General features: G+C 39.0%; 11 protein-coding genes. All 11 read right to left on the bottom strand.

Going from position 1 to position 11745, the window contains the following annotated elements; translation table 11 throughout:
* Nucleotides 1-4 precede the first annotated feature (4 nt).
* Nucleotides 5-1108 carry an endolytic transglycosylase MltG gene (gene mltG, locus SCI76_RS17500; protein ID WP_028411679.1) on the bottom strand — a complete coding sequence of 368 codons (1104 nt, stop codon included), beginning with the start codon at nt 1106-1108 and terminating at the stop codon, nt 5-7.
* A gap of 412 nt (nt 1109-1520) precedes the next feature.
* Nucleotides 1521-1805, bottom strand: coding sequence for a DUF1292 domain-containing protein (locus SCI76_RS17495; protein ID WP_013059285.1), 285 nt, complete (start codon nt 1803-1805; stop codon nt 1521-1523).
* A 154-nt stretch (nt 1806-1959) separates the two neighbouring features.
* On the bottom strand, nt 1960-2376 hold the full coding sequence (ruvX, locus tag SCI76_RS17490; protein ID WP_013059286.1) for a Holliday junction resolvase RuvX: 417 nt from the start codon (nt 2374-2376) through the stop codon (nt 1960-1962).
* Entirely contained in the window at nt 2377-2646 is a 270-nt protein-coding gene (locus SCI76_RS17485; RefSeq protein ID WP_013059287.1) for an IreB family regulatory phosphoprotein, read from the bottom strand.
* A gap of 84 nt (nt 2647-2730) precedes the next feature.
* On the bottom strand, nt 2731-5364 hold the full coding sequence (alaS, locus tag SCI76_RS17480) for an alanine--tRNA ligase (protein ID WP_221831977.1): 2634 nt from the start codon (nt 5362-5364) through the stop codon (nt 2731-2733).
* 388 nt (nt 5365-5752) lie between these two features.
* Nucleotides 5753-6814 carry an AI-2E family transporter gene (locus tag SCI76_RS17475; RefSeq protein WP_048019728.1) on the bottom strand — a complete coding sequence of 354 codons (1062 nt, stop codon included), beginning with the start codon at nt 6812-6814 and terminating at the stop codon, nt 5753-5755.
* A gap of 113 nt (nt 6815-6927) precedes the next feature.
* A complete protein-coding gene (locus tag SCI76_RS17470) occupies nt 6928-7062 on the bottom strand; it encodes a YrzQ family protein (protein ID WP_013059291.1) in 135 nt (44 codons plus the stop codon).
* Between the two features lie 25 nt (nt 7063-7087).
* The gene (locus SCI76_RS17465) at nt 7088-7279 is read right to left on the bottom strand and encodes a hypothetical protein (RefSeq protein ID WP_013059292.1); all 192 of its coding nucleotides are present in this window, start codon (nt 7277-7279) and stop codon (nt 7088-7090) included.
* A gap of 141 nt (nt 7280-7420) precedes the next feature.
* Nucleotides 7421-9778, bottom strand: a complete 2358-nt coding sequence (locus tag SCI76_RS17460; RefSeq protein WP_407544055.1) for an ATP-dependent RecD-like DNA helicase — start codon at nt 9776-9778, stop codon at nt 7421-7423.
* Between the two features lie 24 nt (nt 9779-9802).
* Nucleotides 9803-10462 (bottom strand): lipopolysaccharide assembly protein LapB, encoded by a 660-nt coding sequence (locus tag SCI76_RS17455; protein WP_013085089.1) that lies wholly within the window; start codon nt 10460-10462, stop codon nt 9803-9805.
* A gap of 157 nt (nt 10463-10619) precedes the next feature.
* On the bottom strand, nt 10620-11732 hold the full coding sequence (gene mnmA, locus SCI76_RS17450) for a tRNA 2-thiouridine(34) synthase MnmA (RefSeq protein WP_028411683.1): 1113 nt from the start codon (nt 11730-11732) through the stop codon (nt 10620-10622).
* Nucleotides 11733-11745 lie beyond the last annotated feature (13 nt).

Raw genomic sequence — 11745 nt, 5'->3', positions numbered from 1 at the left:
CCAATTATTTTTCGGTATTTTGCTTTTCTTTACCTGTAATATGCTTGGCTTTTTCTTTGTTATGTTCTTCTAACGTTTTGGTAAAAATAACTTTTCCTTCAGGTGTAGCCAAGAAGTATAAATAATCTGTATTGGCTGGATGTAACGCAGCTTTGATTGACATCAATCCAGAGCTGGCAATTGGTCCTGGAGGCAACCCCTTTACTTTATACGTATTGTAAGGAGAGTCCACTTCTAAATGCTTATAGAACACCCGGTCTTTATGCTCTCCTAAGGCATATAATACGGTTGGATCCGTTTGAAGAGGCATGTTTTTTTCAAGGCGATTATAAAAGACACTGGCAATTTTTTCTCGGTCGACTTTCGCAGTCGCTTCCTCTTCAATTAGAGAAGACATGGTTAACAATTTATGTGCACTAAATTTTTTCTTTTCCATTTGCCCACTGTACTGACCTAATACATTATTTGTTTTCCCTACCATTTTATCCAATATTTCATCTAACGACACATTTTTATCATAAAAATCATACGTAACGGGATATAAATAACCTTCTAGCGGATGTTTAATATCTTTTTGCATCACTTCATCCGTTACTAAATCTGGATACTTTTCTTTCATTTTATTGATGAATGCCTTATCGTCTAGCTTTTTCATGACTTCGTCTTTTGTAAACTTTGTATTTTTAGCAATGATATCAGCAATTTCGACAAGCTGGCGTCCTTCTGGAATGGTGACACGAATATCAGGTTGTTTTGAAACCTCGCCTTTTTCCATTTTTTCAACCATTTCCCCTAAGCTCATGGAAGGAGAAAATAAATACGTTCCAGCTTGAAATCCAGATACATGGGTTAATTTTACGTAATAGCGAAAGGCACTTTTACTTTTAATTAAATCTTCTTTTTTCAATACCGTACCAATCGATTGAACGGAAGAACCTTGTGGAATGGTCACATTTACTTTTTTATTGCTGTTTCGATCCACGGGTGTTAAGCGGGATTGAGCATAGAAAAATGCACCGCCAACAAGTAAAAGAAGTACGATAATTGTAATAAAAATAACTCGTTTTTTCCTTGAACGATTAGGTGGTAAAAATGTTTGTTGCGACAAGCAGCTTCCTGGTTAAATCTACTTCTGTAAAAGAAGATACAACCAGTTTCACCTCTTTTCTTCTTGATTTTTTGTAAGTATGAACAGAGAGGATACATGAGATTGCGATTCATTCGTATCTCCTATAGGTGTGAGATGGTATCGCTTCCTTAAACTATCGCCTCTCCTAAATTTTTTCCATGATTTATGTTATTGTCTGCCCAAAGTCTAGTTTCATCCGTTCAAACAATGAATTCTTTTATTAAAATGCACTCTCACACGCAGGAATTATTATACTACAATTTATCTCATTTTTCGTCATTATCATACAATCTCCCCTAAGAATGCAAGGAAAAACCTTTTTATATCTAAAAAGAACGGCCGCTATGTAAAAAAAAGCTGATAACGATTGTCATCAGCTTTTTCACTATAATTATTCGCCTTCTTCGTCAAGGAATGTGTTAACCATTTCCTCAACCATGTCCCACTCTTCTTCTGTTTCAATCGGTTGAAGCTCGCCGTCTTGACCGTCTTCACTTGGTGTGAAAGCAGATGCATGAATTTCGATTTCTTCTTCATCATCTTGGTCTGCTCCGATTGGATAGTAAATTACATATGATTTGTTATATTGATCAGAATCAAATGTGAATAAAATTTCGCATAGCTGCTCATTTCCATTCTCATCGACGATTGTAATTTTATTTTCTTCTACGCTCATGTTTGCACCTCATTTTATATTGTAAGCTCTTAGCTTAACTTTTTCTTCAGCGAAAAGCAAGCTGTTCAGTTATTTCACTTCCCTTTTACGTACAAAAGAATATGTAAAAGGGAAAGTCATAACTTGTCAGCTTAAGCAAAGCCTGCTGCTTTTCTTATTGCTTGCTGTCTAAGTATCCTTGAAGAATCATAACAGCTGCCATTTTATCGATTACTTTTTTGCGTTTCTTGCGGCTTACGTCGGCAGACAGCAGTACTCGCTCTGCTGCCATCGTTGACAAGCGCTCGTCCCACATCATCGTTTCAATGTTAAGTTTTTCTTTGACGTTGTCAGCAAACTCGATGCACGCTTCGCCTCGAGGGCCAATCGTACCATTCATATTTTTAGGAAGACCCACTACGATTTTCTCTACGGAATATTCGTCAATTAACTGCTGTAAACGAGGATATGATTGCTCCATCTGCTCATCTGCAATTTTAATTGTTTCAATTCCTTGCGCTGTCCATCCCATTTCATCACTAACTGCCACACCAATTGTTTTGGTTCCTACATCTAATCCTAATACGCGCATTTATGAATCCTTTCGATGCTGTTGTAAATAAGATTTAACAAGTTCTTCAATGAGCTCGTCTCGCTCTAACTGGCGAATTGTGTTTCTCGCATCGTTATGACGAGGAATGTAAGCAGGGTCTCCTGATAACAAATACCCAACGATTTGGTTAATCGGGTTGTAGCCTTTTTCTTGCAGTGCGTCATAAACCGTAAACAATACTTCATGTACGTTTGTTTCAGCTGGCTCATCTTGAAAATTAAATTGCATGGTTTTATCAAATGAACTCACGGTCCCACCTCACTCTCTTAATTTGTGAACACATTGTGCACTATGCTAAGTCTTATTTATATTGTACACCAAGAAAGAGGAGAATTAAACGGATTTAACCCATTCTTCTACAGTGCCAAGTGCTTTTTCAATTTGGCTAGCGTCTTTTCCTCCAGCTTGCGCCATGTCAGGGCGTCCGCCTCCGCCTCCGCCGCAAATCGTTGCTACTTCTTTAACAAGTTTGCCAGCATGATGGCCTTTAGCAATTAAATCTTTTGTTACACCTGCAATAATATTTACCTTTTCACCTTGTGGAGAAGCTAATACGATCACAGCAGATTCTAATTTTTGTTTTAAATCATCAACCATTGCACGAAGGTTATTCATATCCGTTGCATTCACTTTTGCTGCTAGGACATTTACACCATTAATGTTTTTTACGCGGTCAACAAGATTGCCAGCTTCAATATTGCCAAGCTTTGTAGATAGTGAATCATTTTCACGCTGAAGATTACGAATTTCTTCTAGTAATCCTTCAACGCGCCCTACTAAATCGCGCGGGTTGGATTTTACTTTTGCCGCAGCTTCTTTTAGTAAACCTACTTGATCATTCATTAACTGATAGGCAGCTTTTCCAGTTACAGCTTCAATACGTCGAGTACCTGCACCGATTCCAGATTCTGATACAATTTTAAATAAACCGATAACAGATGTATTTGGTACGTGACATCCACCACATAATTCTAAGCTGTAGTCGCCTACTTGTACTACGCGCACGATATCTCCGTATTTCTCACCAAATAGTGCCATTGCACCCATCGCTTTTGCTTCGTCAATTGCTTTGTTTTCAATTTGTACAGAGATGCTGTCCCAAATCTTTTCATTAACGATTTGTTCAATTTTCTCAATCTCTTCTTGTGTCACTTGACCAAAGTGAGAGAAGTCAAAGCGCAAGCGATCCGCTGTTACTAAAGAACCCGCTTGATTAACATGCGTTCCTAACGTATCTTTTAATGCTTGATGCAATAAATGCGTTGCCGTATGGTTTTTCACAATCGCACTGCGGTTTTCTTCATCAAGCGTTGCCATGTATGTTTCACCTTTTACAAGCTCACCGCTTGTTACAGATACCGTTTGGACATTTTGACCATTTGGCGCTTTTTGAACGTCTTTTACTTCCGCTTTTCCTGAAGCACTTTGGATCGTACCTTGGTCCGCAATTTGACCGCCGCTTTCTGCGTAGAATGGCGTGTGGCTTAAGATGACTTGCGCTTCTGTTCCAGCTTCAGCACGGTCAACAAGCTCACCGTCTACAATAATTGCTTCAACAACTGTTTCTACTTCATTTTTATCATAGCCCACAAACTCACTTACAACCGTTACTTCACCAAGTACGCCGCCTTGAACTTGCATAGAACTAGAATCTTGACGAGCAGCACGCGCACGCTCACGCTGTGCTTCCATTTCACGTTCAAAACCTGCATGATCGATTTTCATGTTCTCATCTTCTGCGTATTCTTCCGTTAATTCAACAGGGAAGCCATACGTATCATATAGACGGAAAACATCTTCGCCTTGTACCGTATCACTGTTTTGCGCTTTTTCTTTTTTAATAACAGTTGCCAAGATAGCTAGTCCGTCATTTAACGTTTCGTGAAAACGCTCTTCTTCATTTTTGACTACGCGCTGGATAAAATCCGTTTTTTCCTTTACTTCCGGATAGAAATCAACCATGATTTCACCTACTACCGGCACTAGGTCGTACATGAACGGACGATTAATGTTTAACTTTTTAGCATAGCGAACTGCTCGGCGTAACAAACGACGCAGCACATACCCGCGGCCTTCATTTGAAGGAAGAGCACCATCACCTACAGCAAATGTTACCGTACGAATGTGGTCAGCAATGACTTTAAATGCCGTATCTTGCTCATCATTTGTACGATATTTAGCGCCTGAAATATTTTCTGTTGCTTCAATAATTGGCATAAACAAATCTGTATCAAAGTTTGTTTGCACATCTTGAATAACAGAAACCATACGCTCTAAGCCCATTCCTGTATCAATATTTTTCTTTGGAAGCGGCGTGTACGTATTATCAGGATTATGATTAAACTGAGAAAATACAAGGTTCCAAATTTCTAAATAACGCTCATTTTCTCCACCTGGATATAATTCCGGATCAGTTAGGTCATTTCCATATGCTTCTCCGCGATCATAAAAGATCTCTGTATTTGGACCACTCGGACCTTCTCCAATATCCCAGAAGTTACCTTCTAAACGAATGATACGCTCTTTAGGCACGCCCATTTTTTCATTCCAGATCTTAAATGCTTCTTCATCTTCAGGGTGAACTGTTACAGATAGCTTATCTGCGTCGAATCCAATCCATTTATCGCTCGTTAAGAATTCCCATGCCCATTGGATTGCTTCTTCTTTGAAATAATCACCGATAGAGAAGTTACCAAGCATTTCAAAAAACGTATGATGGCGAGCCGTTTTACCTACGTTTTCGATATCGTTTGTACGAATAGATTTTTGTGCGTTACAAATACGCGGATTTTGAGGAATAACACGACCATCAAAATATTTTTTTAATGTAGCTACTCCACTGTTAATCCATAATAAAGATGGATCTTCATGCGGAACTAAAGATGCGCTTGGTTCTACATCATGGCCTTTTTCTTTAAAGAAATCTAAATACATTTGACGAACTTGTGCTGACGTCAGTTTTTTCATGATTGGTCCTCCTTTAATACTCTTCTTATTTATAGACAAAAAAATGATGACATAAAAGCATCTATTTTCCCTGTGTCCAAAAGTAATTGCTAGTTATTTGCACACAAAAAAACTCTCATCCCTGTAGCAGGGACGAGAGTTGAACTCGCGGTACCACCCTGATTATAAATGCCAAAAGCATTTATCACCTTCATAGCGTTAACGTTGCTGACACGGCAGGTTTTAGCCTGCACTCTGGACTAGCGTTCAGCTGCTCTTTGTTTAGCGCTTCTTTCAGCCAAGGAAGCCCTTCTCTAAAAACCAGTGTGCAACGTACTCGATCCATCATTGTGTTCAAAATATGTAGCGTTTTCTTATGGCGATATTATGACAAATTAACCGCTCTTTGTCAATGTTTGAGCGTATAAGAGCGAATATGCAAAATAGATATTTTAACGACTGCTAAAATTGGCACAGCCAAAATGAGACCCAATACTCCTCCAAACTCTCCTCCTAAAAGGAGCGCAAGCATGATAAACAAAGGATGAATATGAAGGCTCTTTCCTACGATAAGCGGAGACAGCACATTTCCTTCTAGAAACTGCAGCACAAAGATAATAATGACAATGGTAATAACCAACTTTATCGAGATAGTTGCTGCAATAATAGCTGCTGGAACCGCACCAATAATCGGGCCAAAATACGGAATGATATTCGTTACGCCAATAATAAAGCCTAAAAGAAGTGCATAAGGTACATGAAAGAACCAAAGTGCTGCTGTGGCAATCACACCAATAATGAGACAAACAAAAAATTGTCCTCTAATATAATTGCCAAGCGATTCATTCACATCCGATAAAAAACGTTCGCCTGGTTTGTGCCACTTTTTAGGTGTGACATAAGCTGTTGCTTTCTTAATAGAGGAAAAATCCTTCAGCATATAAAAAACAATAAATGGAATAATGATTAAAATCAAAAAAGAGGTAATCAATGATTTTAATCCTTCCGCCACTTTTGTAAGCCACACGTTGAGCGTAGCCTCTACATCATCAATGCTGCCTTCAATTTTCTCATGTACACCGTTTGGAAGTGAAGTTGTACGATCATGAATCGATTCTACCCAATGTCTATATGTATTCGTAAAATGAGGCAGCTGTTCATTTAAATCTTTTACTTGTTCCACAAAAATAGGATACGACTTATAGGCTCCGAACCCGATTCCTCCAAAAAAGATAATGTAGATCAGTAAAATAGCTAGAGGACGAGGCACGCCTTTATCATGCGTTTTTTCAATAAGCGGATGAAGTAAATATGTAATGAATGCTGCAATAAAAAAAGGCAGCAGTGCTTTTAAAAACATGTAAATAACAGGCAGCCATAAAAACTGGACTTTAAAAAAGACTAATATGCACAGCAGTGCTAATAACAGCAGTCCGAATCTATAGAACCATTTGAATGAACTATCTTTCAACGTAAACTCCTCCTCTCTTCTATTTTTTGATAAAGAAAGGAGTTTATACATGCAGTTGTATCTTCTGCCTGCAAAAAAGCACTATTGCAGCTTAGTGCAATAGTGCTTTTTTATTAGTGAATAGCTTTCATCATACGTTTACGCATTTTTTTCATATTTCTTTTTGTAAACATCTCTCGATCATCTGCCATTTTAAATGCATAAGCTCCAAGACCGAAAGCGACTACTGACGGAATGATTCTGCCCATTGCTCTTCCTCCCGGTAAAAAAGAATTAGAAATTGATTGTGCGCTCGTCATCTGAGAACAAATCATCAAGCGAGCTCAATGTTCCATCTTCTTCTACTTGGTGAGTATTAATTTGTCCTTTTGAAATAGTCATTTCAATAAAACAATTCCAGCAGTAATACTGATTTACACCAATTTTGCCAACGTCAATACTTTTACAGTTTGGACATTTAAACAAAGTCGACACCTCTTTATACGTTCTACTTATATAAACGCATTATGTCCACTTTTTTTCACGCCCATACTTTATTTTCTGACAATTAGCAAAGAAGGATGGCAACAAAGGAGTTTATTTAACTCTTTGTTAGCATGCGAAAGGTTACATGAAATCATACGGCGTAACGTTTTCCATCCCAATATTTGCATCTTTCATAAATGGAATTTCGGGATCTTCTATGTCGTTATCCAAGCTTTCTCGAAGCAGGGGCTGTAAATTCGTTTGTCGAATGCTGTCTTCATTCCGGCTGACTCCAAGCTGAAACGCTTCGTCTTCGCCGCATAAAATTAAAAACTGTTTACTTCGCGTAACGGCGGTATAAAGTAAATTGCGTCGCAGCATCCGGTAATAGCTTTTGACAATTGGAAGCACAACAATGGGAAATTCACTTCCCTGCGATTTATGAATGGAACAGCAGTATGCATGAGTTATTTGATTAAAGTCTTGCTTTGTATAAGTTACTTCGTTTCCTTCATATGAAATAACCAGCATATCCTGTTTTTCGGTATTTTCTTTGGCAAAGAAAACTGAGACGATTTCTCCCATATCTCCGTTAAATACGTTGCTATCCGGCTGATTTACAAGCTGCAGCACTTTATCTCCGACTCGGTACGTAATATCTCCGTGCTTAAGCTCTCTTCTTTGCTCAGAAGCCGGGTTAAATAATTCCTGAAGAACTTCATTCAGTTTATCAATCCCTGCAGGACCTTTATACATAGGAGCTAGAACTTGAATATCTTTAGCCGTATAGCCTTTTTTTAACGCATTCCCGCAAACTTGTTGCACGACATTCGTGATGTGCTGTCCGTGACAGCGAATAAAGGAACGATCTCCTTGCTGCCTCGATAAGTCTTCCGGAAGCTTTCCTTTTTTTATTTCATGAGCCAAATCAATAATCGACGACCCTTCCGCTTGCCGGTATACATCTGTCAGACGGACGGTAGGAACTACTTCTGAACTCAGTAAATCTTTTAACACCTGTCCCGGACCTACTGAAGGAAGCTGGTCTTCGTCTCCAACTAAAATAACCTGTAAATTAGCAGGAAGAGACTTAAACAGCTGATGAGCAAGCCACAAATCTACCATCGATACTTCATCCACAATCAATAACTTTCCGTCAATTGGATTCTCCTCATTATGGTCAAATCCTTCTTGTCCGTTCCATTTTAATAATCTGTGAATCGTAACTGCCGGAAGTCCGGTCGCTTCGCTCATTCGTTTAGCAGCGCGTCCAGTAGGTGCCACAAGTAAAACAGGAAAAGCTTCATCTTTTTTATAATCCCCTGGATTTAACGAACATCCGTGAAGTTCTGCATAGAGTTCGACTATTCCTTTAATAACCGTTGTTTTCCCTGTACCTGGTCCACCTGTTAAAAGAAGCATTGGAGACATTAAAGCAGTTTGTATGCCCTTGCGCTGAGACGGTGCATATTGCACGTCTAATCGCTCTTCTAGTTCACCTAAAGCTAGTAAAAATTCTGATTCTGGAAACTGCTCTTCGTATTGCGTTTGGGCCATAATTTTTTGAATAGCTTTAACCAGCCCTTTTTCAGCATAGAAAAGGGGCGGAAAATAAATTTTTTCGTCTTGAATGATAAGCTTTTTGTCTGCTTTTAATGCGTCCACTTCTCTTGTAAGATCCATTTCAGACAGATTCTCATGCCTGCTTTTTCGAAGAAGCTCTGCTGTTTTTCCGTACAGCTGATCTGCCGTGACGTATACATGTCCCATTTGATTACATTCTTGCTCAATCACGTATAAAATACCTGCACGCAAACGATCAGGATGGTTGGTTGCCATACCAAGCCTCTTTCCAAGTTCATCAGCCCTGCTAAAACCAATACCTTGAATATCTTCTACGAGCTGATAAGGATTATTTTGAACAATTTCAAGCGCTTCTTGTTTGTACGCTTGGAAAATCTTCATCGAAAGCTGCGGTCCAAACCCGAGGTCTGTCAGCTTTACCATTACTTCTTCTAACCCTTGATGTTCACGAAGCTGCGTTACTAAAGCCTCTGCCTTGTCGGCTGAAAGCCTCGGAACCTCTTTTAGCACGGACTCATTTTGCAAAATACGAAAAATAGCGCGTTCTCCTAGAGCGTCCACAATATTTTCAGCGGTTTTTTTACCGATTCCGTGAAATAAATCGCTTGATAGGTACTGAACAACCCCTTGCCTTGATTGCGGAAGTTCTTTTTTAAATTGCTCAACATGAAATTGCAGACCAAACTTTGGATGCTCTTTGAAGTCCCCGTAAAATGTGTATAATTCATCTTCATTAAGCTTAGGAAAATAGCCTGTAACGACCGTTTCTTTATCTTCAATCTCTAAATTTGTTTTTTTGATCCGTATCCGCGTAACGTTATATAAGTTTTCTTCGTTATGAAAAACCGTTACAATTGACGTGCCGCTTATATAATGACGTTCTGGCTGTGAAGGGTTCACTAGTTCTTCGTTCATGTTATCCTTCCTTTACCCGCTTTCTTAATGTTCTAATGTAGACAGAACTTGTTTAGCATTTGCGGCCATTACGTGATCTGGCTGCACGTTTAAAGCTTCATCTAACATCTCAATTGCTTTGTCCTTATCATCTTTCATGGCATACGCTACGCCCAAATTATAGAAAGCATCGGCATGTTCTGGCTCTTGATTTACTACCTTAAGAAATTCAGCAATCGCTTCATCTACCATTTCGAGCTGTGCTAAACAAAGACCGTACTGAAATTTTGCTTCTACATCATGTTCGTTTAGTTCTACCGCTCGCTGCAGATAAGGCATCGCAAAACGAATTTCTTCCATATGAAACAGCGTTAAACCAAGCATAAAGTAGGCATCGGATGAATCTAAGCCTTTTTTGATTGCTAAATCAAAGTAGTGCTTTGCCTGCTCAAGCTGCTCTGCATTAAAATAAATATTTCCTGCTCCGTAATACGCTGTTGCCGTTTCTTCATCTAATTCAATCGCACGTTCATAAAATTTCAAAGCACGATCCATCTCACTAACAGCCGCTAACAAATTGCCAAAATTTACATACACAATTGGATCTTTTGGATTATCTTCAATTGCTTCTGAAAATGTTTTAGCAGCCTCTTCAAATTTCCCTTCCTGCATATACTGAATTCCTAGCTGATTTTTATCTGTCATTTTTTCGTTCACTCCACTGTTTTAGTTATGATTTAAAAGATTTTCACATCATGAAAATCTAGAATATGTAAGTTATTAGTTTACCCAATAAGTAAAGTATATCATAGAAAAACCTCAGCTATATACAGCTGAGGTTTTTCGTTCTTGCTTATATAAATTATACGTACCAAATTTGCTCTTCTTCTTGAAATACTTTGTCAATAGTTGCTCCGCCAAGACATTCGTCATCTTTGTAAAACACAACTGCTTGACCTGGCGTAATTGCCCGCACGGGTTCAGCAAAAATAACTTTAATTGTATCATCATCGACTTTTTCAACGGTTACTGCTGAATCGGTTTGACGATAGCGGAATTTTGCTGTGCACGTCATTGGTGACGACCAGTCACGGTCGCTTACCCAGCTGACATTTGTTGCTGTAAGAGATGTAGAATAAAGCAGCTCATTGTGAAAGCCTTGATCGACGTATAAAACGTTTTTTTCTAAATCTTTTCCAACTACAAACCAAGGTTCGCCGCTGCCTCCGATACCCAAACCATGGCGTTGACCAATCGTGTAGTACATAAGGCCGTCATGCTTGCCTTTCACTTCGCCGTCAAGCGTTTGCATCACACCTGGCTGAGCAGGAAGATACTGACTTAAAAATTCCTTGAAGTTGCGTTCGCCAATAAAGCAAATACCTGTGCTGTCTTTTTTCGTTGCTGTAGCAAGGCCTGCTTCTTTTGCAATTTCACGCACTTTTGATTTCTCAATTTCTCCAATTGGGAACATTACTTTTGAAAGCTGATCTTGTCCTAATTGATTTAAGAAATACGTTTGATCTTTATTTCCATCTACGCCTCGAAGCATTTTATACTCCCCGTCACGATACGCAACGCGTGCATAATGTCCTGTCGCTAGATAGTCTGCTCCTAGCGTCATTGCATGCTCCAAAAAGGCTTTGAATTTAATTTCTTTATTACACATTACATCAGGATTCGGTGTACGACCTGCTTTATATTCATCTAAAAAGTAGGTGAATACTTTATCCCAATATTGTTTCTCAAAGTTGACTGCATAGTAGGGAATACCAATTTGATTACATACGCGAATAACATCGTTATAATCTTCAGTCGCAGTACAAACTCCGTTTTCATCCGTATCGTCCCAGTTTTTCATAAAGATTCCGATCACATCGTATCCTTGTTGTTTTAATAAAAGAGCTGCTACAGATGAATCAACGCCTCCGCTCATTCCGACTACTACACGTGTATCTTTAGGTGATTTTGTCAACTTCGCCACCTCC

The sequence above is a fragment of the Priestia sp. HNGD-A6 genome (assembly GCF_045784335.1).
GTDB lineage: Bacteria > Bacillota > Bacilli > Bacillales > Bacillaceae_H > Priestia > Priestia zanthoxyli.
The sequence above is the reverse complement of the archived record's forward strand: the minus strand, read 5'-3'. Positions and strand labels throughout refer to the sequence as shown.

Bases quoted from the DNA above. Each gene is read 5' to 3' on its own strand.
- SCI76_RS17495 (WP_013059285.1), bottom strand. From the start codon at position 1,805: ATGAGCGTAGAAGAAAATAAAATTACAATCGTCGATGAGAATGGAAAT.
- ruvX (WP_013059286.1), bottom strand. From the start codon at position 2,376: ATGCGCGTATTAGGATTAGATGTAGGAACCAAAACAATTGGTGTGGCA.
- alaS (WP_221831977.1), bottom strand. From the start codon at position 5,364: ATGAAAAAACTGACGTCAGCACAAGTTCGTCAAATGTATTTAGATTTC.
- SCI76_RS17470 (WP_013059291.1), bottom strand. From the start codon at position 7,062: ATGGGCAGAATCATTCCGTCAGTAGTCGCTTTCGGTCTTGGAGCTTAT.
- SCI76_RS17460 (WP_407544055.1), bottom strand. From the start codon at position 9,778: ATGAACGAAGAACTAGTGAACCCTTCACAGCCAGAACGTCATTATATA.
- SCI76_RS17455 (WP_013085089.1), bottom strand. From the start codon at position 10,462: ATGACAGATAAAAATCAGCTAGGAATTCAGTATATGCAGGAAGGGAAA.